Genomic DNA, 23,874 nt, shown 5'->3' on the forward strand with positions numbered 1-23,874 from the left:
GCTACGAGGCCCTTAGCCAGCGTTATGCCATTTCCTCATGACAGGCGGATGACGCCATGATCCCCGCTGAATTCGCTCTGATAGACCAGCCCGAGCTGGCGCTCAAGCTGCGCTGTCAGCTGATCCGCGGCGCCAGAAGCCGGATCCAGGCCCAGTACTACAGCTGGGAGGAGGACAGCAGCGGCAAGCTGCTGCTGTCGGAGCTGCTGCATGCCGCCAAACGCGGGGTGCGAGTGCAGCTGCTCATCGATGACCTCTATGCCGGCGACAACCGCTTCCTGGAGATGGTGGCCCACCAGCCTGGCATCGAGGTGCGTCTGTTCAATCCCTTCTGGTTGCGCGGCTGGCGGCCACTGACCCTGCTGCTGGAAGGGCTGCTCAGCTTTCGCCGCATCAATCACCGCATGCACAACAAGCTGCTGCTGGTGGATGGCAGTCAGGCGGTGATCGGTGGTCGCAACATCGGGGATCATTACTTCGGACTCGGCGGTGCCCCCCAGTTCGTCGATCTGGATCTCGCCTGCCGCGGCCCGCTCTGCCAGCGGATCGAGCAGGGGTTCGATCAATTCTGGCGCAGCCGCTGGAGCCACCCGATCCGCCGTCTGTTGCGCCGCCCGCTGCAACGGGCCGAGGTGCAGGTGGTGAACGACTTCCTGCTGACCCTGAACGAGCCGCAGATCGCGGCCGTCTATGACCTGCCGGCCAGCCTGTTCGATCCCGAGCCCATCCCCCTGCGCTGGCATGCCGGGCGGGCCGAGGTGTGGTTTGACCGCCCCGGCAAGGGGCTGGTATCCCGGCCCACCACGGCGCGCTTGCTCTGGCGCAAACTGGCCGACAATCAGGGCACATTGCGCCTGGTCACCCCCTATCTCATCCTGACTCGGGGTCTGCGCCGCCGACTCAGGCAGCAGCGCCAGGCGGGGGTGACCATCGACATCCTGACCAACTCCCTGGCCAGCACGGATGTGCCGCTGGTGTACGGCGCCTACCGCCGTCACCGTCCTTGGCTGATACGCCAGGGCATAGCGCTGTCGGAGCTGGAGGGGACATCCCTCAGCCTGCACGCTAAGCTGATCCTGGTGGGGGAGGAGGAGGCGCTGCTCGGCAGCTTCAATCTGGATCCGCGCTCCCTGTTGCTCAACACCGAGCTGGTGCTGCATCTGGCCTGCCCCGCGCTGTGCGCCGAGTTGCAGCAGTGGCTGACGACCTGGCAGCAGCGTTCATCCCACTCGGTGGCTGCCCCGCCCTCGACCCTGCGCCGCCTGCTTGCCAGGGTCAGTGACTGGTTACCGTTGCAGCGTTGGTTGTGAGTGGATCACGGCTTGTGCGAGATCTCGCAAAGCCTTGTGCGCCTTCGAGGATAACGTTTGCCATCCAATGGCGATGGAGTGATTTATCGTATTGTTTTTAATCAGATTGTTTTCTGGTTGAAGTTGGATGAGCGGCAGATGCTTGCATAGATGACCGAATATATCGGTTTTTTATTTTATTTATCTGCGTAATATTTCAACTGCAAGGACAACACGGCGGCTTGCCGTCGTGCGGAAGAGGGTCGTGAAGGGAATCGGCCGACTGGATCGCTCCAGCCGGAGCCTGCTTCAGATGGGTAGCGGAAACTCAGGAAGCAGGAGAGGAACCCGACGGGACCGGATTCCAATATGGAACATGCTATTTGCGAGGGGGTGACATGCGAGTGTCACCCCATTTTTTATGGCCTGCTGGCTGGGCTGAACAAAAAGACCGCCGATTGGCGGTCTTTTTGTTTGTGTAGTCTGACGGTCTATGGTCAGGCGATGCCTGCCAACAGGCGGCTCCAGTTGCGCTTGGCCACGGTGAAGGCATCGTGCAGGCTGCGATACTCCAGCTGCAGTTTCAGCTGGTCATAACGGGCCAGTGCCTTGCGCTTGCGCTGCTCCAGCAGGCGTTTGCGGCTGGCGTAGTAGTGCTGCAGCTGCTGGCTCAGCTTGTCGTACTCCTCCTGCAGCAGCGCCTGCCACAGCTCCCTGTCGTCCTGTCTGTGCAGCCTGGCCTGGGCCCGTTTCAGCTGCATCTCCAGCCTGGCCTGCTCGATCCGCTCTTCCGGGCAGGCGCGCAGATCCCGTGCCAGCCCGCACCAGGCGGCACTACGGATCAGCCACTTGGTGGGATCGTACTGCCACCAGCGGATGCCGTTGCGATAGTCGTTCTCGAACAGGTGGTGGAAGTTGTGGTAGCCCTCGCCGAAGGTGAAGAAGGCCAGGATGCCGTTGTCCCGCGCGCTGTTGCGGTCGGTGAAGGGCTGGCTGCCCCAGATGTGGGCCAGGGAGTTGATGAAGAAGGTGGTGTGATGGGTCATCACCATGCGCAGCACACCGGCCAGCAGCAGCATGCCGAGCAGATCGCCGTGGACGAGCCCCAGCAGCAGCGGGATGCCGATGTTGGTGGCCAGGGTCAGCGCCAGATAGTGCTTGTGCTGGAAGGCGACCACGGGGTTGTTCTGCAGATCCCGCACGTTGCTGTAGTCGTGGTAGATGTCGCGCTGATATTCCCGCAGCATCCAGCCGATGTGGGAGAACCAGAAGCCGCGGCCCGCACTGTAAGGATCCTTCTGGTTGTCATCCACGTGGCGGTGGTGGCGACGATGATCGGAAGACCAGTGCAGCGCCGAGTTTTGCAGGGCGAGGGCACCGCCGATGGCGAAGATCCACTGCAGGATCGGGTGCGCCTTGTAGGCCTTGTGCGACCAGAGCCGGTGGTAGCCGGCGGTGATGGAGATGCCGCAATAGCAGAACAGCAGCAGGAAGCTGCCCCACTGCCAGAGGTCATAGCCATGGGTCATGCCGTACCAGGGCACGGCGATCAGTGCGGTCAGCCCGGAGAGGGCGAACAGCAGGGTGTTGGTCATGATGATCGGGGGGCGTTCCATCTCACTCGGTTCCTTTCAGCGAACAGCTGTGCGCTATTTTCCATGCAGCCGGAATTGGGGTCAATGGTAAAAAAGTAGGAGACAAACCTGATCCTGGCGCAGCCTTCGGGTTATCATTTGGCCTCGATAACCTGAAGGTGACTGTTTTCGTGGGTATTCGCGCGCAACAAAAAGAAAAAACCCGGCGTACTCTGATCGAGGCGGCGTTCAGCCAACTGTGCGCCAATCGCAGCTTTTCCAACCTCAGTCTGCGGGAAGTGGCGCGGGAGGCCGGCATTGCGCCCACCTCCTTCTATCGTCATTTTCGCGACATGGAGGAGCTGGGTCTGACCCTGGTGGATGAAGGCGGCCTGACCTTGCGCCAGTTGATGCGCCAGGCTCGTCAGCGCATTGCGGGTGGCGGCAGCGTCATCAGCACCTCGGTACAGACGTTCATGGAGTTCGTCGAGAACAACCCGAACATCTTCCGGCTGCTGCTGCGCGAGCGCTCCGGCACCTCTGCTGCATTTCGCCAGGCGGTGGCGCGGGAGATCCAGCATTTCATCGCCGAGCTGACCGACTACCTCGAAGCCACCACGGGGGCGCCGCGGGAAGAGGCCTACATCCAGGCCGAGGCCATGGTGACCATCGTCTTCAGTGCCGGTGCCGACGCCCTCGACATGACCAGCGAGGAGTGCCGGGCCCTGTCCGATCGCACCATCCGTCAGCTGCGCATGATCGCCATGGGCGCCGAGGTCCAGAACCAGAAGCGCCGTGAACCTCTCTCTTAAGTCAAAGGATGGACAGCTCCATGCATGACCAGAACACGATTCCGAAGAAACCCCTGCTGCTGGCCCTGCTCATCGGCATCTGTGGCGATGCCTCCCTGACGGTCTTGTCAGAGTCTGCGGTGCCCTTCTCCTTCTTCCCGATGATCGCCTTCGTGCTGGCCGCCTATCAGCTCTACCAGCACTACCGTCATGTCTCGCTGGAGGGCAACACCCCGGTCTGCATGCTGCTCAGCTTCTTCATCGGCGTGTTCGGCCATTCGGCGCTGGTCAAGGTGCAGTACCCAGAGCTTGGCAGCAACTTCTTCTCGCTGATCATGATGTTGCTGCTGCTGGCCGTGCTCTCCATCAAGCTCGGTATCAGCGTGGGGAAAAAAGAGAAGGAGTGACCAGCACTCCTTCCATCACCACCATGACAAAGCCGGGATCACCCGGCTTTGTTGTCTTCGCCGCGCCGCTTGGCATCGACGATGGCTTGCAGCCTGGCGCGGATCTCAACCATGCCGAATACCCCGAACACCAGCACCTGGGTGAACTCGAGCCGGCTCACCGCGAAGTAGGGCTTGCAGGCTGCCTTGACCATGCTGGCCTGCACCCAGTGCATCAGGATCACGATCACGCCGCACACCGGCAGGAAGCCGTTGAGCTTGCCCGGCAGCGGGGCGAACAGGCTGACCAGCACGCCGAACCAGAAGAACAGGATCAGACCCATCGCCAACAGATTAAACACCCGCTTCATCGTTTACCTCCCGCACACAGTGTTGATAGCAGACCAGATTTGATCGGCCTGTTTGTCCTTGAGTTGTTGTCCAGATTGACGGGGAGGAGCTCTGTGCCCATCTTCCCCTGCCATCCGGTTGTTAAACCGCAGCGTCATTCTTGATCTCCCGCAGATAGAGCTGGTAGCAGACTTGACCTGCCTGTTTGTCCTTGAGCAGTTGCCAGCTGGCCGGCAGCGGCAGATCGGCCATCTCCTTCTCTCGCTCCAGATAGACGAGGGCGTCCGGCGCCAGCCAGCCGCGCTGCTCCAGCAGCTCGCACACCTGGGGCAGCAACTCGCGGCGAAAGGGGGGGTCGAGAAACACCAGGTCGAACGGCGTGGCCGGCCCCTGCAGCCAGCTGACGGCATCGGCCTGGATCACCTGACCCTGGCTGCTGCCGAGGGTGGTCAGGTTCTTCTTGATCTGCTCGGCGGCGCCCCTGTCCATCTCGATCAGGGTGACCTGCTCGGCGTAACGCGACAGCGCCTCCAGCCCCAGCCCGCCGCTGCCGGCGAACAGATCCAGGCAGCGGGTGCCGCGTACATGGGGAGCCAGCCAGTTGAAGATGGTCTCCTTGACGCGATCCGTGGTGGGTCTGAGTCCTTCCACATCCCTGACCGGCAGTTTGCGGCCTCGCCACTGGCCGCTGATGATTCTTACAAAGCCCGATTTCCCCTGCGGGGTTGGGCTCTTGCTCGGGCCGTTACGGCTGGATTTCACTCTGGGCATCGCGTTTCGTCGTCAGAAAATAAAGTGATAGTATAAGGCGGTTCATTTTTATGCCGACCCGCCGAGGGACGGCTATCTTAGCAGTCAGCCTTTGATGTGAGTATTTTTAGATGGCAAAAGGTTTGTTTTCCTGGCTGGGTTTCGGCCGCAAGAAAGAAGAGGCTGAGGCTGTCCAACCACAGACACCGCAAGCCACCCCGACTACCGTTGAGTCCGAGGTAGCGGCTCACCCGGATCCCGTTTCCGAGACGACTGTTTCCGATAGTACGCCGGCCGTCGCTGCTGAAGTGCCCGCCAGCGCACAGAATTCCGTTTTGCACGATGATTGCTGCCCGCCTGCCGAGCTGGACGACCATGGTCCGCTGGTGGTGGAGGAGTGTGCCTCCGATCTGGAGCCGGTGATCGTCAATGAAGCCCTGATCGCGGAAGAGGAGCGCGCAGCTGCCGAAGCTGCCCGGGTTGCGGCCGACCTCAAGGCAGCGGAAGAGGCCCGCCTTGCCGCTGCTGCTCAGGCTGCCGAAGAGGCTTGCCTTGCTGCCGAGGCCCGCGCGGCAGAAGAGGCTCGCGTTGCCGCCGAAGCCCGCGCCGCAGAAGAGGCCCGTCTTGCCGCCGAAGCCCGCGCAGCGGAAGAGGCCCGTATCGCAGCCGAAGCTCGCGCGGCAGAAGAGGCTCGCGTTGCTGCCGAAGCCCGCGCAGCGGAAGAGGCTCGTCTTGCTGCCGAGGCCCGTGCCGCAGAAGAGGCTCGCGTTGCCGCCGAGGCCCGCGCTGCCGAAGAGGCTCGCCTTGCTGCCGAAGCCCGTGCCGCAGAAGAGGCTCGTCTTGCCGCCGAAGCCCGCGCAGCAGAAGAGGCCCGTATTGCCGCTGAAGCTCGCGCCGCAGAAGAGGCCCGTATTGCCGCTGAAGCTCGCGCCGCAGAAGAGGCCCGTATCGCAGCCGAAGCTCAGGCTGCCGAGGAGGCCCGGATCGCCAAAGAGGCCCAGCGAGCGGAAGATTTGCGCCTGGTGGCCGAGATGGAGGCTGAGGCCGCCGCGCTGGCCGCACTGCCACTGGCAGCCAAGGTGGACGACGACACCCAGGACAAGCCGCAGCGGGAGGGCTTCTTCGCCCGCCTCAAGCGCAGCCTGGTGCGCACCAAGGAGAATATCGGTTCCGGCTTCTTCGGCCTGTTCCGTGGCAAGAAGATCGACGACGAGCTGTTCGAGGAGCTGGAGACCCAGCTGCTGACTGCGGATCTCGGCGTCGACACCACCACCCGCATCATCGAGGGGCTGGTGCAGCACGCGGATCGCAAGCAGCTCAAGGATGCCGAGGCGCTCTACGGCCTGCTCAAGCAGGACATGGGCGAGATGCTGGCCAAGGTCGAGCAGCCGCTGGTGATCGACACCAGCAAGAAACCTTACGTGATCCTGATGGTGGGCGTGAACGGGGTCGGCAAGACCACCACCATCGGCAAGCTGGCCAAGCAGTTCCAGGCCGAGGGCAAGAGCGTGATGCTGGCCGCTGGCGATACCTTCCGCGCCGCCGCCGTCGAGCAGCTGCAGGTGTGGGGTCAGCGCAACAACATTCCGGTGATTGCCCAGCACACCGGCGCCGACTCCGCCTCCGTCATCTATGATGCCATCGAGGCAGCTCGCTCGCGCGGGGCCGACGTGCTGATCGCCGATACCGCCGGCCGCCTGCAGAACAAGAGCAACCTGATGGAAGAGCTCAAGAAGGTGGTGCGGGTGATGAAGAAGCTGGACGATGCGGCCCCCCACGAAATCATGCTGACCCTGGACGCAGGCACCGGCCAGAACGCCCTTAGCCAGGCCAAGCTGTTCAGCGAGGCGGTGGGCCTGACCGGCATCACCCTCACCAAGCTGGATGGCACCGCCAAGGGCGGCGTCATCTTCGCGGTGGCCGACAAGTTCCAGATCCCGATCCGCTACATCGGGGTGGGCGAGGGGATCGACGATCTGCGTCCGTTCGTGGCCAACGACTTCATCGAGGCGCTTTTCAGTCGCGAGGAGTGAGTGTCTTCGCGATGAGCAAGCTCGGGCGCCGTGAGTTGAGCGCCCCCTGCCCCGACCCAGGTCGGGGCTTGTCACTGTCAGGGAACCGTTATGATCCGTTTTGACAAGGTCAGCAAGGTTTACAGCGGCGGCCATCAGGCGCTGCAGAAGGTCAGTTTTCATCTGCGCAAGGGGGAGATGGCCTTTCTGACCGGGCACTCGGGCGCAGGCAAGAGTACCCTCCTCAAACTCATCAGCGTAATGGAACGGCCGACCGACGGCCGTGTCTTCTTTCATGGCGACGACGTCAGCCACATCAAGCGGGGGGAGATCCCCTATGTGCGCCGCCAGATCGGCATGATCTTTCAGGATCACCGCCTGCTGATGGACAGAACCGTGTTCGACAACGTGGCGCTGCCGCTGGTGATCGACGGCTACAGCCATGGGGACATCAACAAGCGGGTGGCCGCGGCGCTCGACAAGGTGGGGCTGCTCGGCAAGGAGCGCTACCAGCCGCGCATGCTCTCCGGCGGTGAACAGCAGCGGGTCGGTATCGCCCGCGCCATCGTCAACAAGCCGCCGCTGCTGCTGGCGGATGAGCCGACCGGCAACCTGGATCCCCAGCTCTCCATGGACATCATGCGGCTGTTCGAGGAGTTCAACCGCTTCGGCGTCTCCGTGCTGATTGCCACCCACGATCTGGGGCTGATCGCCCGCATGCGCTATCGCACCCTGACCCTCAAGGCGGGTCGCATGTATTCGTCCGGGGAGGAGCTCTGATGGCCATTCGTGCGCGTCACAAACAGCCGCCGCTGCGGCGTTTCATGATGTACTGGGTTGACCACGCCCGCCAGGCCTTTGCCAGTCTGGGGGAGCTGTGGCGCAATCCGCTCGCCTCCCTGATGACGCTGGCGGTGCTGGGGGTCAGCCTGGCGCTGCCCTCCTGCTTCCACGTGCTGCTGAAAAACGCCGAGGTGGTGGAGGGGAGCTGGCAGACCAGTTCCCAGATCTCCCTCTACCTGCGCAAGGATCTGCCCGAGCAGAACATCCTCGACATGAAGCAGCGGATCCTGCTCTACCCTGAGGTGGAGTCGGTCACCTACATGAGCCGGGATGAGGCGCTCAAGGAGTTTCGCGAGATCTCCGGCTTTGGCGATGCGCTCGACTACCTCGACAGCAACCCACTGCCGCCGGTGCTGAGCGTGATCCCGGATCCGCGCTGGCAGAACCCGGAAGGGGCGGCCGAGCTGCTCAACAAATTGAGCAATGAAGACGGGGTCGAGCAGGGCAAGCTGGATCTGCAGTGGCTGACCCGGTTGCAGGGGATCATGAACCTGCTGCGCCACACCATCACCGGCATCGCCGTGTTGCTGCTCTCCGCGGTATTGCTGATCGTCGGCAACACCCTGCGCCTGAATATCCTCAACCAGCGCTCCGAGATCGAAGTGCTCAAGCTGGTGGGGGCGACCGATGCCTTCATCCATCGTCCCTTCCTTTATACCGGCATCTGGTTCGGGGTCATTGGCGGCATGCTGGCCTGGTGGCTGACCGAGGTGATGGTGATCTGGAGCGAAGGGGTGGTGAAGGAGCTGGCGGGTCTCTACAACAGCAACTTCAGGCTGGTGGGCATGGGAGCGGTGGACGGGATCAACCTGATCCTGCTGGGGGCCCTGCTGGGTCTGATCGCCTCCTGGTTTTCGGTCCATCGCCACATTCGCGACATCGAACCGTCCTGATTAATTTATCAGCGTTTCAAAGCGCTGGATTTTGCGACCTGGATCAAGTAAAAGAGTGGCCGTTTCTGGCACGGCCACCGTTCTGGGAGTAATCTGGATAGCACCAGTCTTCAGGATCTTCTCTGGATCCTGTGAACCTTCTGATTTATAAGCAGTCTACAATTGAGAAGAATTTATACGGGTGTGGCCCCTATGCCTTGCTCGTCTGACTTGGCAAGCATGTGAAGGTTGCGAGCTCCGCAACAATGGACTTAGCATGCTACTTTTCGGGGGTCCTTCATTGTGACCCCCTTTTTTTGACTGTTCATTCATGATTCATCCTGCCGGCCTAAGATAATTCCGGTTCAGACATGCCCGTCATGTTTGATGCAGGCCGCAGAATGGCGTCCGGTCAGTAGACAGGCCCTCTCAGGGTGTTAGACTGATTCGATTGAAAAGTAAGAGGTAGAACATGGGAACTTCATTGCAGCGCACTATGGCTCTGATTCCGCAAGGTAGTCTGGAAGGCTATATCCAGGCAGTAAACTCGATTCCGGTGCTGAGCGCAGAGGAAGAGCGTGAGCTGGCTGAGCGTTTGCAGCAGGAAGGCGATCTCGAGGCTGCCCGTCAGCTGGTTATGTCGCACCTGCGTTTTGTCGTTCACGTCGCCAAGAGTTATGCCGGTTACGGTCTGCCCCAGGCCGATCTGGTGCAGGAAGGCAACATAGGCCTGATGAAGGCGGTCAAGCGCTTCGACCCGAGCGTCGGCGTGCGTCTGGTCTCCTTCGCGGTGCACTGGATCAAGGCCGAAATCCACGAATACGTGCTGCGCAACTGGCGCATGGTCAAGGTGGCGACCACCAAGGCCCAGCGCAAGCTCTTCTTCAACCTGCGCAAGTCCAAGAAACGCCTCGGCTGGCTGAACCACGAAGAGGTGCAGGCCGTGGCCGCCGACCTTGGCGTCTCCGCCGCCGACGTCACCGAGATGGAAGCGCGCATGAGCAACTACGATCAGGCGTTCGATCTGGTCGGTGATGAGGACGAAGAGGGCGGTTTTGCGCCGGTCCACTATCTGGAGGACAAATCCTCCGATCTGGCGGCCACCATCGAGAACGACAACTGGGACGATCACGCAACCCGTCGTCTGAGCTCGGCCCTGGCCACCCTGGATGAGCGCAGCCAGCACATCATCCGTGCCCGCTGGCTGGATGATGACAGCAAGACCACCCTGCAGGAGCTGGCCGATACCTACGGCGTCTCCGCCGAGCGGGTGCGTCAGCTTGAGAAAAACGCCCTCAAGAAGCTGAAGGATGCGATGGAAGCATAATCCTGTGCGCCGGGCGGATTCGTCAGCTTGAGAAGCTCGTGCCCAAACAGCTGAAAGATACAAGGGAGGCCTGAGCCTCCTGATGAAAACAGGGCCCGATGGCCCTGTTTTTGTTTGGCGGGGATCTGGTCGGCCTTGCCTTGGTTACCCTTGTGTATGGTATGTTGCCGCCACTGCCACAGTAGGGAGAGCAGATAGTGAAACTCTTGAACGACTTGTTTACCAACAACCGCGAGTGGGCGGAACGGATCAAGGCCGAGGATCCCGAATTCTTTGCTACCCTCTCCGCCCAGCAGGCCCCCGAATACCTCTGGATCGGCTGCTCCGACAGCCGAGTACCCGCCAACCAGCTGATGGGGCTGCTGCCGGGGGACGTATTCGTCCACCGCAACGTCGCCAACCTGGTGGTACACACCGACTTCAACTGCCTCTCGGTGCTGCAATACGCGGTCGAGGTGCTCAAGGTGAAGCACATCATCGTCTGCGGCCACTACGGCTGCGGCGGCGTCAAGGCGGCGATGCAGAACCAGGAGCTGGGGCTCATCGACAACTGGCTGCGCAACATCAAGGATGTCTACTTCAAGTATCGCGAGCAGCTGGATGCCATCGAGGATGAGCACGAGCGCTTCGACTACCTGTGCGAGCTGAACGTGGCCGAGCAGGTGGCCAACGTCTGCCACACTACCATCATCCAGAACGCCTGGCGCAAGGGGCAGGAGCTGGCGGTGCACGGCTGGATCTACGGCATCAAGGACGGTCTGCTGCACGATCTCGATCTCTGCATCAGCGGGCCTGAGCAGATCCCGGACGTCTATCGCGCCTGGCCGGACATGCGTCCGCCCCACCGCCGTCGCTGAGGAGCATTCCGTTGGCACCGGCCCTCTATCTGCAGATCAAGCAGCACATCCTGGACGGGATCCGCGAACGCCACTATCAGGCGGGCGACCGGATCCCGACCGAGGCCGCCCTGTGCGAGCAGTTCACCGTGAGCCGGATGACGGTCAACAAGGCGTTGCGCGAACTGGTGGCTGAGGGCTGGCTGGTGCGCACCGCCGGCTCCGGCAGCTTCGTGGCGGACCGGCGCACCGAGTCGCCGCTGCTGGCCATTCGCAACATCGCCGACGAGATTGCCGAGCGGGGCAGCGAGTACAGCGGCCGGGTGATCCGGCTGCAACGCCAGGCCGCCGACGAGAAGGTGGCGGTGCAGCTGGGGCTGCGGGTCGGGGCGCCCATCTTTCACAGCCTCATCGTCCATCAGGCCGACGGTGAGCCGCTGCAACTGGAGGAGCGCTTCGTCGATGCCGAGCGGCTGCCGGAGTATGGCGAGCAGGATTTTGCCAGCCAGACCCCCAACCGTTATCTGATGGAGGTCTGCCCCCTCTCCGAGATGGAACACGTGGTGGAGGCGGTGCTGCCGAGCGCCGGAGAGGCCGGCTTGCTGCAGGTACGGGTCGACACCCCCTGCCTGTTGCTGCATCGGCGTACCTGGTCCGACGGTTATCTGGTCTCCTATGCCCGCCTGCTCTCGCCAGGCTCCCGCTACAAGTTGAGCTCCAAGACCAGTCTCATCTAATTGTATATACATATCATTTTTGACAAAGCCCGCCTCTGGCGGGCTTTTTTGTGTTTAAGCTCTAATGAACACGCTGTTATCAAGATGTGAACTTGATCCTTTCTTTCCCGTCAGAGATCAGATATAAGTTAATGTATATACATTTAGAGGTCGGTATGAACAAGGAACTGTTGAACTGCGAGCGGGTCTGGCTCAACGTGACACCCGCCACCCTGCGCTCCGATCTGGCTGACTACGGTCTGCTGGAGCCCCATGCCCTCGGCGTTCATGAGGGGAGGATCCACGCCCTGGTGCCCATGCAGGATCTCAAGGGCCCCTATCCCGCCCATTGGCAGGACATGAAGGGCAAGCTGGTTACCCCCGGCCTCATCGATTGCCACACCCACCTCATCTTCGCCGGCAGCCGTGCCGAAGAGTTCGAGCTGCGCCAGAAGGGTGTGCCCTATGCAGAGATCGCCCGCAAAGGCGGCGGCATCATCAGCACGGTGCGCGCCACCCGTGCCGCCAGCGAGGATCAGCTGTTTGAGCTGGCGCTGCCACGGATCAAATCGCTGATCCGGGAAGGGGTCACCACGGTGGAGATCAAGTCCGGCTACGGCCTCACCCTGGCAGACGAGCTCAAGATGCTGCGGGTGGCCCGCCGACTGGGAGAGGCGCTTCCGATCCGGGTCAAGACCACCCTGCTGGCAGCCCATGCGGTGCCGCCGGAGTATCGCGACGATCCCGACTCCTGGGTCGAGACCATCTGTCAGGAGATCATCCCGGCCGCCGCCGAGGCGGGCCTGGCCGATGCGGTGGACGTCTTCTGTGAACACATCGGCTTCTCGCTGGCCCAGACCGAGCAGGTCTATCTGGCGGCGGATCAATATGGCCTAGCGGTGAAGGGGCACATGGATCAGCTCTCCAACCTGGGCGGCAGCACGCTGGCTGCCAACTTCGGGGCCCTCTCGGTGGATCATCTGGAGTATCTGGATCCGGAAGGGGTCCAGGCGCTGGCCCATCGCGGCGTGGTGGCCACTTTGCTGCCCACCGCCTTCTATTTCCTCAAGGAGACCAAGCTGCCGCCGGTCGCCGCCCTGCGCAAGGCGGGAGTGCCGATGGCGGTCTCCTCCGACATCAACCCGGGCACGGCCCCCATCGTCTCCCTGCGCATGGCCATGAACATGGCCTGCACCCTGTTCGGCCTGACCCCGGTGGAGGCCATGGCCGGGGTGACCCGCCACGCCGCCCGTGCGCTTGGCGAGCAGGAGCTGCTGGGGCAGCTCAGGGTCGGCATGCTGGCGGATTTCCTGGTCTGGAACTGCGGCCATCCAGCCGAACTCAGCTATCTCATCGGCGTCGATCAGCTGGTGAGCCGGGTGGTCAACGGGGAGGAGACCTTGCATGGATAAGATCAACGGGATCGACATGTCGGTCTGGCAGGGGCGTCAGGATCCGGAAGACGGTGAACTGGCCCTGCGCTGGCACGACAAGGTGCAGCCCTGGCAGGGGCGCGGTGAACCCGGCGTGGTGCTGCTCGGCTTCGCCTGCGATGAAGGGGTACGCCGCAACAAGGGGCGTGTCGGCGCCGCCGGTGCGCCGCTGGCGGTGCGCAAGCTGCTCGCCAACACGGCCTGGCATCTGGGCCAGCCGGTCTATGACGGCGGCGACGTGCACTGTGAGGATGGCGATCTCGACGCCGCCCACGAGCGGCTGGCCGAGCGGGTCGCCACAGCCCTGGAGCAGGGCCAGTTCCCGCTGGTGCTGGGGGGCGGCCACGAGGTGGCCTTCGGCAGCTGGAGCGGCCTCAACCGCCATCTGGGCGGCCGTGGCAGGGTGGGCATCATCAACTTCGACGCCCACTTCGACCTGCGCATGAAGCTGGAGCAGGCGAGTTCCGGCACCCCCTTCTTCCAGATTGCCGAGCAGTGCGTCGCCCAGGGCACGCTCTTTAACTATGCCTGCCTCGGGGTGGCCGAGACCGCCAACACCGCGGCCCTGTTTGCCCGCGCCGAGGCGCTGGGGGTGTGGCACGTGCTGGACGAGGCGATGACCCCGACCGAGCTGCCAGCCTTGCTCAACGGGCTGGATGCCTTTATCGCCCGCTGTGACCACCTCTATCTGACCATCGATCTGGACGTGCTGCCCGCCGCCGTGATGCCGGGGGTAAGTGCCCCTGCGGCCCGCGGCGTGGAGCTGGCGGTCATCGAACCGCTGATCGCCCATATCCGGGCTAGCGGCAAGCTCAGGCTCGCCGATCTGGCCGAGTACAACCCGAACCTGGATCAGGACAACCGCAGCGCCCGCGTGGCCGCGCGCCTGGTCCACCAGTTAACCAAGTAGCGGCGCACCGCGCCGCCTGACCGTATCGCTAAACAAGGAGTGTCTATGTCTGTACAACACCAGGATCCCCGCCACGATCCGAGCCGGATCATCCGTGCTCCCCACGGCACCCAGCTGATTGCCAAGAGCTGGCTCACCGAGGCGCCCCTGCGGATGCTGATGAACAACCTGGATCCGGAAGTGGCCGAGCATCCCCAATCCCTGGTGGTGTACGGCGGCATCGGTCGCGCCGCCCGCAACTGGGCCTGCTACGACAAGATCGTCGAGGTGCTGACCCGCCTCGAGGAGGATCAGACCCTGCTGGTGCAATCCGGCAAGCCGGTTGGCGTGTTCCAGACCCACAAGGACGCCCCGCGGGTGCTCATCGCCAACTCCAACCTGGTGCCGCACTGGGCCAACTGGGAGCACTTCAACGAGCTCGACAAGAAGGGCCTGATGATGTACGGCCAGATGACCGCCGGCTCCTGGATCTACATCGGTACCCAAGGGATAGTGCAGGGCACCTACGAGACCTTCTTCGCTGTGGCCAACCAGCACTTCAACGGCGAACCCAAGGGGCGCTGGATCCTGACCGGGGGCCTGGGTGGCATGGGCGGTGCCCAGCCGCTGGCCGCTACCATGGCCGGCTTCTCCATGATCGCCGTGGAGTGCGACGAGACCCGCATCGATTTTCGCCTCAAGACCCGCTACGTCGACAAGAAGGCCCATAGCCTGGATGAGGCGCTGGCCATGGTCGAGGAAGCCAAGCAGAGCGGCAGCGCCGTCTCGGTCGGCCTGCTCGGCAATGCCGCCGACGTCTTTGCCGAGTTGGTGGCCCGTGGCATCACGCCGGACGTGGTGACCGACCAGACCTCAGCCCACGACCCAATCCACGGCTACCTGCCCCAGGGCTGGAGCGTGGCCCAGTGGCGCGACCTGCAGAAGAGCGCGCCGCAAGAGGTCAATGTGGCCGCCCGCCGCTCCATGGCTCGCCAGGTGGAAGCCATGCTGACCCTACAATCCCGCGGCGCCGCCACGCTCGATTACGGCAACAACATTCGCCAGATGGCGCTGGAAGAGGGGGTCAAGAATGCCTTTGATTTCCCGGGCTTCGTGCCGGCCTACATCCGCCCGCTGTTCTGCGAGGGCATTGGCCCGTTCCGCTGGGTGGCCCTCTCCGGCGATCCGGAAGATATCTACAAGACCGACCAGAAGGTGAAGGAGCTGATCCCGGACGATCCCCACCTGCACAACTGGCTCGACATGGCCCGCGAGCGCATCGCCTTCCAGGGCCTGCCGGCGCGGATCTGCTGGGTCGGGGTCAAGGATAGGGTGCGCCTGGGCCTGGCCTTCAACGAGATGGTGAAGAACGGCGAGCTGAAAGCCCCCGTCGTCATCGGCCGCGACCACCTGGACTCCGGCTCGGTGGCGAGCCCGAACCGCGAGACCGAGTCCATGATGGACGGCTCCGATGCCGTCTCCGACTGGCCGCTGCTCAACGCCCTGCTCAACACAGCCGGCGGGGCGACCTGGGTCTCCCTGCACCACGGTGGCGGGGTCGGCATGGGCTTCTCCCAGCACTCCGGCGTGGTGATCGTCTGTGACGGCACCGACGACGCCGCCAAGCGGGTCGGCCGCGTGCTGCGCAACGACCCGGCCACCGGGGTGATGCGTCACGCCGATGCCGGCTACGAGATTGCCATCAACTGTGCCGTTGATGAGAAACTGGATCTGCCGATGATTGACGGCGCCAACGGTGTCAAAGGAAAGGTGTAACACCATGTTTGAACTGACTATTACCCCGGGCGAGCTGGATCTCGCCACCCTGCGCCGCGTCAGCCGCGAGCCGGTACACGTTTCGCTGGATCCCGCCGCTCTGGCGGGGATCCACGCCTCCGCCGCCGTGGTCACCAAGGTGATCGAACAGAATCGCGTGGTGTATGGCATCAACACCGGCTTCGGCCTCCTGGCCAACACCCGCATTCCGGTGGAGCAACTGGACGAGCTGCAGCGCTCCATCGTGCTCTCCCATGCCGCCGGTATCGGCGAGTACATGGATGACGCCACCGTGCGGCTGATGATGGTGCTCAAACTCAACTCCCTGGCCCGCGGTTTCTCCGGCATCCGGCTGGTGGTGCTGGAGGCCCTGATGCGCCTCATCAACGCCGAGGTGTATCCGGTGGTGCCGAAGAAGGGCTCCGTCGGCGCCTCCGGCGACCTGGCGCCGCTGGCCCACATGAGCTGCCTGCTGATCGGTGAAGGCAAGGCGCGCCACAAGGGCGAGCTGATCGACGCCACCACAGCCCTCAAGATTGCAGGCCTGGAGTCCATTGCGCTGGCACCGAAAGAGGGATTGGCCCTGCTCAACGGCACCCAGGCGAGCACCGCCTTCGCGCTGGAAGGGCTGTTCCACGCCGAGGATCTCTACGCCGGCGCCATCACCATAGGGGCCATGAGCGTGGAGGCGGCCCTCGGCAGCCGCCGTCCGTTCGATGCCCGCATCCACGCGGTGCGCGGCCAGCGCGGCCAGATCGATGCGGCTGCCTGCTACCGCCACCTGCTGGTGGATGGCAGCGAGATCGGCATGTCCCACCACAACTGCGAGAAGGTGCAGGATCCTTACTCCCTGCGCTGCCAACCGCAGGTGATGGGCGCCTGCCTGACCCAGATCCGTCAGGCGGCCGAGGTGCTGGTGTGCGAGGCCAACGCGGTCTCCGACAACCCGCTGGTGTTTGCCGAGGACGAAGACATCCTCTCCGGCGGCAACTTCCACGCAGAACCCGTGGCCTTTGCCGCCGACAACCTGGCGCTGGCCATCGCCGAGATAGGCTCCCTGTCTGAGCGTCGCATGGCACTGCTGATTGACTCGCGCATGTCCGGTCTGCCGGCTTTCCTGGTCAACAACGGCGGCGTGAACTCCGGCTTCATGATCGCCCAGGTCACCTCGGCGGCGCTCGCCTCCGAAAACAAGACCCTGGCCCACCCGGCCTCGGTGGACAGCCTGCCCACCTCCGCCAACCAGGAGGATCACGTCTCCATGGCCACTTTCGCCGGTCGCCGGCTGGCGGATATGGCCTTGAACACCCGCGGCATCCTGGCGGTGGAACTGCTGGCGGCAGCGCAAGGGTTGGATTTCCGCGCACCGCTGCGTTCCACCGAGCTGGTGGAGCTGGCCAAGGGCCGTCTGCGCGAAGAAGTCAGCTTCTACGACAAGGACAGGTACTTCGCGCCGGACATCGAGGCGGCCGCCGCCCTGCTGGGCCGTGCCAGCTACAACGACCTGATCCCGGCCGGCGTGCTGCCGAGCCTCTAAGCAGCCATCCAGCCCATGACAAAAGACCGCCCATCGGGCGGTCTTTTCGTTGCTGGGGTTGCTGATTTAGCGGTTATTCGTGCTCGAACATCAGGAACAGGTAGACCACGAACAACACCAGGTGGGTAGCCCCGTGCAGCGCATTGGTGCGGCCGCTGCTGAAGGTCACCTTGCACACCATGAGAGTGGTGATAAGCAGTACCATGTCGGCGGCGGAGAGGCCCAGGCGCACCTCCTGTCCCAGCATGGCGCCGATGAACAGCACGGCGGGCACGGTGAGGGCGATGGTGGCCAGCACAGAGCCGAAGTAGAGGTTCATGGCCCGCTGCAGCTGATTGTTGAAGGCCGCCTTGATGGCGCCGACCGCCTCGGGGGCCAGCACTATACAGGCGACGATGAAGCCCCCCAGCGCCGGCGGCGCCGCCAGCACCTTGACCCCGTGGTTGATGGGAATGGCGAGGGTCTTGGCCAGCAGGATCACCACCACCAGGTAGGCCAGCAGCAACAGGGTGTGGTAGACGTTGCTCTGCAGCGGGCCGTGGTGCTCTTCGTAATCCTCGTGATCGCTGTCGATGAAGAAGTGGCTGTGGCTGCGGGTCTGGATTAGCAGGAAGACGCCGTAGAGCAGCACAGAGATGATGATCAGCATCCAGGACATGGCGCTCGACATGCTGCCGATGTTGCCCCCTTCGGTGAAGTTGGGCAGCACCAGACAGAGCAGTGCCAGCGGAATGATGGCCACCAGATAGGATTTGACCCCGTCCAGATTGAAGCTCTGGGTGTGGTAGCGCCAGCCGCCAAACAGCAGGGTGAAGCCCACCAGGCCGTTGGTCACCAGCATCACCACCGCAAACATGGTGTCGCGGGCCATCACCGGATTGGGTTCGCCGGTCAGCATGACCGAGGAGATCATCACCACCTCCAGCGAGATGACCGACAGGGTCAGGATCAGGGTGCCGAAGGGTTCGCCCAGCTTGATGGCGAGGGCATCGGAGTGGCGCACCACCGAGAAGATGGCCCAGGTGACGATGGCAAGCAGCACAGCCGACACCGGAAGATAGATCCCGAGCGGAGTTGTCTCTGTCAGCAGGTCGCTACCTAGCGTCTTGAAGAAGAGCAGGGTGAGCAGGCCGACGGGCAGGGCAATCTCTTGCCGGATAAATGACTTCATAGGCAGTGGTTCTCATCTCGGGGCGGCGTGAGCCGACGGGTATGGAGCAGGATGGCACGTCACCGCAGTGACGGCCCTGCCAATGATAAAGGCTGTTGTCCGCGCAAGGAAAAAACATTTTGTTGCAAGATATGAGGGGAGCCGCATCCTCACCCGCTGCCAGCACAGAGTGGTGCTCGCCTGTGCGGTCGAGGGGGCAGAGGCTGGCTCAGCGCTAGCCCCCGTGGTTCTGGTACCAGGCCAGCAGCCAAATCTTCAGCTTGGTCAGGGCCATGGGCGGGGCATAGACATAACCCTGGATCAGGTGCACGCCGTGCTGGTCCAGATAGTCCACCTGATCCTGGCGTTCGACCCCCTCGGCGATCATCTCCATGCCCGACTCGCGGCCAAAGGCGATGGTGGCATCCAGCACGCTGCGTTTGAGATCGTCTGTGCCTATGGTGTCGACGAACATCTTGTCGATCTTGATCTGGCGGATGCCGAGCCGCTGCAGGTAGGCGAAGCCGCCGTAACCGGTACCGAAGTCATCCAGCTTGAAGCGGTAGCCCCGCTGCTGCAGGGCGCCGATCTCGGCGCTCGCCGTCTCGATGTCGGTGATGGGCTTGCGCTCGGTCAGCTCGAAGGTGAGCTGGGCGGGAGAGGGCCAGCCGTGGCGCAGCAGCAGGTTGCGCAGGTGCGGTTGCTCCAGGTGGGAGGCCACTATGTTGACGCTGACCCACTGGCCGGGGATGAGCTTGGGCAGGTCGGCGATGACTTTTTCCAGCAGCTGGCTGGTCATGGGCAGGATCAGCTCCTGCTCTTCTGCATAGTCGATGAAGGCTCCTGGCGGGATCAGGCCGCCGCCCCGCTGCCAGCGCAGCAGTGCCTCGAACCCCACCACCTGCTGGCTGCGGCTGTCCACCACGGGTTGGTAGAAGGGGACGAACTCCCGCCGCGCCAGTCCGGCCTGCAACAATCCCTTGAGAGAGCGCCGGTAGTTGCGCAGCCCCCAGTAGGCCGCGACCAGCAGGGCCCCGATGGCGGCGCCGCACCAGAGCCCGTAGTAGCGGGCCTGCTGCAGGGCGTACTGCTCGAGCGCCCGGCCGGCCCACAGGGTCTGCCGGATCTGCTCGTGGGGATCGAGAAAACTGAGGCTGAGGCTTTGACTGCCCGCCTCCTCCTTGATGGCGCTGTCGCCGCGGGGGAAGGTCGGGCTGGAGCCCCCCGGTTGCAGCTGGCTGAATTCGAGGTAGAAGCAGTTGGCGCAGGGATATTGCAGCAGAGCGTGGCTCCAGCTGTTGCTCAGCACCCAGTAGACTATGTTGCCGCCGCTGCGGTAGTAGGCGACTATCTCCTGTTCGGTGTTGAAGCGGGCCTGGGTGGCCGCGATCCCGAAAGCATCCTGATTGGGGTAGGGGGGCAGCTCGGCCAGGGTGAAGGGCAGATCCATCCCCAGGCTGGAGCAGCCGCCACCGGAGGCGAGCAGCAGCCCCTGAATGCGGATGTGTTCGTTGTAAAAACGGGGGGCCCGCAGCAACGCCATGTCCTGCTCGCCGCAGTCAAAATGGAACTGCACCAGCTGGTTGCGGATGCTCTCGTCCAGTACCTGATGGCGTTCCACCAGGGCGGCATTGATCTCCTCTTTCTTCTTCTGCAGCAGCTGGTGGGCCAGGGTGCCGCCGAGCAGCTGGCTGAGGGGCAGACTGGCCAGCAGCGGCAGGCAGAACAGCAACAGAGTGAGCCAGAGTGGGGAGATAGTTCGCAAGGGGCACCTGCCTGATGGGCGAATAGGATGCATATGAGTGGCATCATCATAGTGCATTAGCTGCATCGATTTGAGCGGAGGCGATCACACTTGTGTCGTAGATTTATAATCTTCTGATAAATAATGGTTTTATAAAATCGGCTGCTGAAGATTCAATCGCTGACCTGTCATAAATGACAATTGTCCAGCTTATCTGAAGTGGCTAGAGTAGCCGTGCGGTTTGACTCACCGTGTGTTCAATACTCCTGTATCTGTTTTTTTGTCAGTAGCACAGAGTGTTAGTTTTGATATGAGTGTTTCTTTTGGTCCCCTCTGCGGGACCATTTTTCTGCCTGTCATTCGGCCATGGCCCTGAGCCCTGCCTCCCTTTCTCTTCCTTGATCCTCCTTTTTTGGCCGCCACCCTGTCCGGGGCTTGGTGTTCTCGCACCTGTTTGGGTATGCTCGCCCGCTTAATTCCAGAAGCGGGATCTTCGTCCATAGGCGCGCTTCAAGGTTGGCTGATACGATGAAGCCACATGGAAGTTGTCGGGCATACGGAAAGGTACATGAAACTGACCACCCAGCTTGTCTCGTTTATTACCCTGTGCGTCATCGCGGCCATGGCCATGGTGCTGCTTGGCGGGGTGTTCAGCTTTCGCGAGCTGGGCATGGAGCTGCAGCAGAAGAAGGTCAACTCCCTGGTGGAGATCATCGACAAGCAGCTGGAGATCGCCGACGATCATCAGGATCTCACCCGCTGGCTGCCGACCCTGCTGCGCTCGGCCCACGTGGTTGAGCTGGAGATCCGCCAGAACAAGCAGCGGATCTACTGGTTTCGCGACGTGCAGCAGCCGACCGACGAGAGCCTGCTGATCCCCTATCACCAGGCCATTCCCCATCAACCCGACATGCAGGCCGACTTCAAGCTGGAGCGGCCGTTCAAGGAGTTCGAGTACTCCATCAAGGCCATGTCCGGCATCTCCCTCGGCATCTTCATCGTGGTGTTCGGGCTCTGGTACTCCATCCGCTGGCTGCGTCTGCAACTGCGCGGGGCCGAGCTGCTGGCAGAGCGGGCCCAGCTGATCCTGGACGGCAAACTGACCAAGCTGGCCCACGATCCGGCCGACGAGTGGCCGCAGTCAGCCAGCCAGGCCCTCGATTATCTGCTGGCCGAGCTGGCGGATGCCCGCAAGGAGCGCAGTCGCTTTGACAACTTCATCCGCAGCAACGCCTTCGTCGACAAGCTGACCGGCATCGGCAACCGGCTGTTCTTCGACAACCGGCTGGAGAGCGCCATCATGGAGGCGAGCGTGATGAGCGGCGGCGTGCTGCTGATCGAGCTGGCCGGGCTGGAGGAGCTGGATCCCGAGCTGAACGGCCGCCAGAGCCAGGATCTGCTGATGGAGGCGAGCGCCTCCATTGCCGCCTTCGTGCGCAAGCACAGCGGTGCCCTGCAGGCGCGCTATGCCGGTCAGGTGTTTGCGGTGCTGCTGCCCAACATGTCGGAGAGCGAGATGGTGGATGCCGCCGGCCAGCTGCACAAGAGTCTGCAGCGGCTGCACTGGCCCGAGGCGGTCAATGCCGACACCGCCGTCTATCTGGGGGCGGTCTGCTATCAGGCCGAGGACTCCCTGCTCAAGGTGCAGGAGGAGGCGGAGCTGGCGCTCAAGAGCGCGCAGCTGCAGGGCCACACCGGCTGGTTCCTCTACGAGAAGCAGCTGGACGAGGAGCAGAGCAGCAAGGGCACGGTGCGCTGGCGCACCCTGATCGGGCGGCGCATCGAGGAGCACGGCATCGACTTCTACGTGCAGCCGGTGCAGCAGGAGCGGGATCAGGTGGTGCTGCAGCAGGATCTGCTGATCCGGATCCACGACGAGCAGGGACGGGAGCTGCAGGCTGGCGTCTTCATGCCGATGGCGGAGAAGGCGGGGCTGCTGCTGCCGCTGGATCGGCTGGTGGCACAGCAGACCCTCACCCTGTTGCGTCAGCGCTCCGAGCAGAGCTGCCCCATCAGCCTGACCCTCTGCGCCCAGAGCCTGCTGCACCGGGAGTTCCAGCGCTGGCTGTTCTTCGATCTGTTCCAGCTGCCGCGCAGCACCAACGAGCGGCTGATCCTGCAACTCTCCGAGGCCCAGGTGACCCGCCACTACGAGGCGCTCAAGCGGCCACTGCGGGCACTGCGCATGCTGGGCTGCCAGCTGGCCATCGATCATGCCGGCCAGGACGTGGTGAGCACCCAGTACATCAAGGAGTTCGAGATCAACTTCCTCAAGCTGCACCCCAGCCTGGTGCGCGAGATCCACACCCGCCAGGTCAACCAGATGGCGGTACGCAGCCTGGTGGGGGGTTGTGCCAATACCCGCACCCGGGTCATCGCCGTGGGGGTGGAGAGCGGCGACGAGTGGAAGATGCTGCGCCACCTCGGAGTGCACGCCGGGCAGGGCCCCTGGTTCGCCGAGCCACAGCGACTGGTGTTGGAACCGGCCGGCGCCTGACGGAGGCAAGAGAGGGTCGCCTGGGCGACCCTCTCTTTTTTTGTGGTCAAGAGCGGTGGTTCAGCGCCTGCGCCGCGCCCGACCGTCCGTCACAGGCGCCCCTGCTCTCTCAGTCCCGCCAGCCCCTGCATGCCGCCGGTGTGGATGAAGACGATCTTGCTGCCGCGCGGGATGCGACCGGCCGCCAGCTCGCGAAACAGCCCCCACATCGCCTTGCCGCTGTAGATGGGCTCAAGCGGCAGACCGGTCTCGGCGCTGAAGGACTGCACCCACTGCCAGAGCGCCGGAGTGAATTTGGCATAGCCGCCGTCGTGGTGATCCAGCGCGATCCGCCAGCCGGGCGTGTCGGCGGCGGCCGGGTGGAGGCGGCGCACCTCGTCGGCGATGAAGCTCCCCCCCTTGAGCACGGCGATGGCGAGGATCTGTTCCGGCTCCCGCTTGCCGGCGATGAGTCCGGCCAGGGTGCCGCCGCTGGCACAGGGCAGCACCCAGAGATCCGGCGAGAAGGGCACCTCGTCGACCAGCTCGGCCACCCCGGGGATGGCCAGCGGGCTGCTGCCCCCCTCCGGCACTATCAGGGTCTCTTCATCTTCGAATTGGTCCAGCCAGGCGGGATCCTGCCGCCGCCGGTAGCTCTGGCGGTCGACAAAAATGAGATCCATGCCCCAGCCTTTCGCCGCGCTCAGGGTAGTGTTGCTGACGGCCTCCGGTTCCCCGCGTATGATGCCGGTAGTACGCAGGCCAGATTGGCACCCGGCCGCCGCCAGGGCATGGATGTGATTGGAGTAGGCGCCGCCAAACGAGAGCAGATGGCGCTTGCCTTGCTCCTCGGCATACCGCAGGTGGTACTTGAGCTTGCGCCACTTGTTGCCCGAGATGGCGGGGTGGATCAGGTCGTCCCGTTTGCACCAGAGCTGGACATCATGGGCGTTCAACAGCGGGTGCGAGACAGCGTGCAGCGGCGAGGGCAGCAGGGCCGGTTGCAACGGCAACGACAAGCCGGATTGGGGCTGGGGTGGCAATGAGTAATCCGTCATTTATCTGGAGGCTAATGCTCTGTTTATGCTAAGGTTTAATCCATTTTTGGCGGCCAGGTGCGGG

20 protein-coding genes are annotated in these 23,874 nt (G+C 63.2%); 14 read left to right on the top strand and 6 right to left on the bottom strand.

Annotated elements, in window-relative coordinates; all coding sequences use genetic code 11:
• Positions 1 to 56 precede the first annotated feature (56 nt).
• On the top strand, positions 57 to 1,310 hold the full coding sequence (locus tag I6L33_RS05925) for a phospholipase D family protein (protein WP_216973698.1): 1,254 nt from the start codon (positions 57 to 59) through the stop codon (positions 1,308 to 1,310).
• Between the two features lie 476 nt (positions 1,311 to 1,786).
• Here I6L33_RS05925 and I6L33_RS05930 read toward each other — a convergent pair whose 3' ends face one another.
• Entirely contained in the window at positions 1,787 to 2,905 is a 1,119-nt protein-coding gene (locus tag I6L33_RS05930; RefSeq protein WP_139752476.1) for a fatty acid desaturase, read from the bottom strand.
• A 149-nt stretch (positions 2,906 to 3,054) separates the two neighbouring features.
• Here I6L33_RS05930 and fabR point away from each other — a divergent pair, with 149 nt between their 5' ends.
• Together fabR and I6L33_RS05940 are read left to right on the top strand one after the other, a co-directional pair.
• Complete coding sequence (gene fabR, locus I6L33_RS05935) at positions 3,055 to 3,675, top strand: HTH-type transcriptional repressor FabR (protein WP_005308043.1); 621 nt, start codon at positions 3,055 to 3,057, stop codon at positions 3,673 to 3,675.
• 20 nt (positions 3,676 to 3,695) lie between these two features.
• Positions 3,696 to 4,061, top strand: coding sequence for a YijD family membrane protein (locus I6L33_RS05940; protein WP_005308044.1), 366 nt, complete (start codon positions 3,696 to 3,698; stop codon positions 4,059 to 4,061).
• A 38-nt stretch (positions 4,062 to 4,099) separates the two neighbouring features.
• Here the strand turns inward: I6L33_RS05940 and I6L33_RS05945 are convergent, their stop codons facing one another.
• Together I6L33_RS05945 and rsmD are read right to left on the bottom strand one after the other, a co-directional pair.
• On the bottom strand, positions 4,100 to 4,411 hold the full coding sequence (locus tag I6L33_RS05945) for a DUF1145 domain-containing protein (RefSeq protein WP_201882157.1): 312 nt from the start codon (positions 4,409 to 4,411) through the stop codon (positions 4,100 to 4,102).
• A 121-nt stretch (positions 4,412 to 4,532) separates the two neighbouring features.
• Positions 4,533 to 5,162: a 16S rRNA (guanine(966)-N(2))-methyltransferase RsmD gene (gene rsmD, locus I6L33_RS05950; RefSeq protein WP_201882155.1), complete on the bottom strand. Its 630-nt coding sequence runs from the start codon at positions 5,160 to 5,162 to the stop codon at positions 4,533 to 4,535.
• A gap of 110 nt (positions 5,163 to 5,272) precedes the next feature.
• Here rsmD and ftsY point away from each other — a divergent pair, with 110 nt between their 5' ends.
• The 10 genes from ftsY to hutH all read left to right on the top strand — a co-directional run bounded on the left by ftsY (position 5,273) and on the right by hutH (position 17,382).
• Positions 5,273 to 7,174, top strand: coding sequence for a signal recognition particle-docking protein FtsY (ftsY, locus tag I6L33_RS05955; RefSeq protein WP_201882152.1), 1,902 nt, complete (start codon positions 5,273 to 5,275; stop codon positions 7,172 to 7,174).
• Positions 7,175 to 7,264: 90 nt separating this feature from the next.
• Complete coding sequence (gene ftsE, locus I6L33_RS05960) at positions 7,265 to 7,933, top strand: cell division ATP-binding protein FtsE (protein ID WP_005308049.1); 669 nt, start codon at positions 7,265 to 7,267, stop codon at positions 7,931 to 7,933.
• Entirely contained in the window at positions 7,933 to 8,889 is a 957-nt protein-coding gene (ftsX, locus tag I6L33_RS05965; protein ID WP_005308051.1) for a permease-like cell division protein FtsX, read from the top strand. Before ftsE ends, ftsX begins: the two co-directional genes overlap by 1 nt.
• Before the next feature lie 451 nt (positions 8,890 to 9,340).
• Positions 9,341 to 10,195, top strand: a complete 855-nt coding sequence (gene rpoH, locus I6L33_RS05970) for an RNA polymerase sigma factor RpoH (protein ID WP_005308053.1) — start codon at positions 9,341 to 9,343, stop codon at positions 10,193 to 10,195.
• A 197-nt stretch (positions 10,196 to 10,392) separates the two neighbouring features.
• Entirely contained in the window at positions 10,393 to 11,052 is a 660-nt protein-coding gene (gene can / locus I6L33_RS05975) for a carbonate dehydratase (RefSeq protein WP_005308055.1), read from the top strand.
• A gap of 11 nt (positions 11,053 to 11,063) precedes the next feature.
• Positions 11,064 to 11,768: a histidine utilization repressor gene (gene hutC / locus I6L33_RS05980; RefSeq protein ID WP_017783162.1), complete on the top strand. Its 705-nt coding sequence runs from the start codon at positions 11,064 to 11,066 to the stop codon at positions 11,766 to 11,768.
• A 155-nt stretch (positions 11,769 to 11,923) separates the two neighbouring features.
• Complete coding sequence (hutI, locus tag I6L33_RS05985) at positions 11,924 to 13,159, top strand: imidazolonepropionase (protein WP_025202367.1); 1,236 nt, start codon at positions 11,924 to 11,926, stop codon at positions 13,157 to 13,159.
• On the top strand, positions 13,152 to 14,090 hold the full coding sequence (gene hutG, locus I6L33_RS05990; RefSeq protein WP_216973699.1) for a formimidoylglutamase: 939 nt from the start codon (positions 13,152 to 13,154) through the stop codon (positions 14,088 to 14,090). Before hutI ends, hutG begins: the two co-directional genes overlap by 8 nt.
• Before the next feature lie 45 nt (positions 14,091 to 14,135).
• Positions 14,136 to 15,845 carry a urocanate hydratase gene (hutU, locus tag I6L33_RS05995; RefSeq protein ID WP_216973700.1) on the top strand — a complete coding sequence of 570 codons (1,710 nt, stop codon included), beginning with the start codon at positions 14,136 to 14,138 and terminating at the stop codon, positions 15,843 to 15,845.
• A 4-nt stretch (positions 15,846 to 15,849) separates the two neighbouring features.
• Entirely contained in the window at positions 15,850 to 17,382 is a 1,533-nt protein-coding gene (hutH, locus tag I6L33_RS06000) for a histidine ammonia-lyase (protein ID WP_216973701.1), read from the top strand.
• 73 nt (positions 17,383 to 17,455) lie between these two features.
• Here hutH and I6L33_RS06005 read toward each other — a convergent pair whose 3' ends face one another.
• Together I6L33_RS06005 and I6L33_RS06010 are read right to left on the bottom strand one after the other, a co-directional pair.
• Entirely contained in the window at positions 17,456 to 18,553 is a 1,098-nt protein-coding gene (locus I6L33_RS06005) for a calcium:proton antiporter (RefSeq protein ID WP_005308064.1), read from the bottom strand.
• A gap of 214 nt (positions 18,554 to 18,767) precedes the next feature.
• On the bottom strand, positions 18,768 to 20,297 hold the full coding sequence (locus I6L33_RS06010) for an EAL domain-containing protein (RefSeq protein WP_162518840.1): 1,530 nt from the start codon (positions 20,295 to 20,297) through the stop codon (positions 18,768 to 18,770).
• A 547-nt stretch (positions 20,298 to 20,844) separates the two neighbouring features.
• Between I6L33_RS06010 and I6L33_RS06015 the strand changes: the two genes are divergently transcribed.
• Positions 20,845 to 22,773 (top strand): RNase E specificity factor CsrD, encoded by a 1,929-nt coding sequence (locus I6L33_RS06015; protein WP_005308066.1) that lies wholly within the window; start codon positions 20,845 to 20,847, stop codon positions 22,771 to 22,773.
• A gap of 89 nt (positions 22,774 to 22,862) precedes the next feature.
• Here the strand turns inward: I6L33_RS06015 and I6L33_RS06020 are convergent, their stop codons facing one another.
• A complete protein-coding gene (locus I6L33_RS06020; protein ID WP_216973702.1) occupies positions 22,863 to 23,810 on the bottom strand; it encodes a 1-aminocyclopropane-1-carboxylate deaminase/D-cysteine desulfhydrase in 948 nt (315 codons plus the stop codon).
• Between the last annotated feature and the right edge of the window lie 64 nt (positions 23,811 to 23,874).

This window comes from Aeromonas sp. FDAARGOS 1403, assembly GCF_019047325.1.
Classification (GTDB): Bacteria; Pseudomonadota; Gammaproteobacteria; order Enterobacterales; family Aeromonadaceae; genus Aeromonas; species Aeromonas dhakensis.

Excerpts from the sequence above, each read along its gene's own strand:
- I6L33_RS05940 (WP_005308044.1), top strand. The coding sequence starts at position 3,696 with ATGCATGACCAGAACACGATTCCGAAGAAACCCCTGCTGCTGGCCCTG.
- I6L33_RS05925 (WP_216973698.1), top strand. The coding sequence starts at position 57 with ATGATCCCCGCTGAATTCGCTCTGATAGACCAGCCCGAGCTGGCGCTC.
- rsmD (WP_201882155.1), bottom strand. The coding sequence starts at position 5,162 with ATGCCCAGAGTGAAATCCAGCCGTAACGGCCCGAGCAAGAGCCCAACC.
- hutG (WP_216973699.1), top strand. The coding sequence starts at position 13,152 with ATGGATAAGATCAACGGGATCGACATGTCGGTCTGGCAGGGGCGTCAG.
- hutI (WP_025202367.1), top strand. The coding sequence starts at position 11,924 with ATGAACAAGGAACTGTTGAACTGCGAGCGGGTCTGGCTCAACGTGACA.
- I6L33_RS06020 (WP_216973702.1), bottom strand. The coding sequence starts at position 23,810 with ATGACGGATTACTCATTGCCACCCCAGCCCCAATCCGGCTTGTCGTTG.
- rpoH (WP_005308053.1), top strand. The coding sequence starts at position 9,341 with ATGGGAACTTCATTGCAGCGCACTATGGCTCTGATTCCGCAAGGTAGT.
- I6L33_RS06015 (WP_005308066.1), top strand. The coding sequence starts at position 20,845 with ATGAAACTGACCACCCAGCTTGTCTCGTTTATTACCCTGTGCGTCATC.
- ftsX (WP_005308051.1), top strand. The coding sequence starts at position 7,933 with ATGGCCATTCGTGCGCGTCACAAACAGCCGCCGCTGCGGCGTTTCATG.
- ftsY (WP_201882152.1), top strand. The coding sequence starts at position 5,273 with ATGGCAAAAGGTTTGTTTTCCTGGCTGGGTTTCGGCCGCAAGAAAGAA.
- hutU (WP_216973700.1), top strand. The coding sequence starts at position 14,136 with ATGTCTGTACAACACCAGGATCCCCGCCACGATCCGAGCCGGATCATC.
- I6L33_RS06005 (WP_005308064.1), bottom strand. The coding sequence starts at position 18,553 with ATGAAGTCATTTATCCGGCAAGAGATTGCCCTGCCCGTCGGCCTGCTC.
- hutH (WP_216973701.1), top strand. The coding sequence starts at position 15,850 with ATGTTTGAACTGACTATTACCCCGGGCGAGCTGGATCTCGCCACCCTG.
- I6L33_RS05930 (WP_139752476.1), bottom strand. The coding sequence starts at position 2,905 with ATGGAACGCCCCCCGATCATCATGACCAACACCCTGCTGTTCGCCCTC.
- ftsE (WP_005308049.1), top strand. The coding sequence starts at position 7,265 with ATGATCCGTTTTGACAAGGTCAGCAAGGTTTACAGCGGCGGCCATCAG.
- I6L33_RS05945 (WP_201882157.1), bottom strand. The coding sequence starts at position 4,411 with ATGAAGCGGGTGTTTAATCTGTTGGCGATGGGTCTGATCCTGTTCTTC.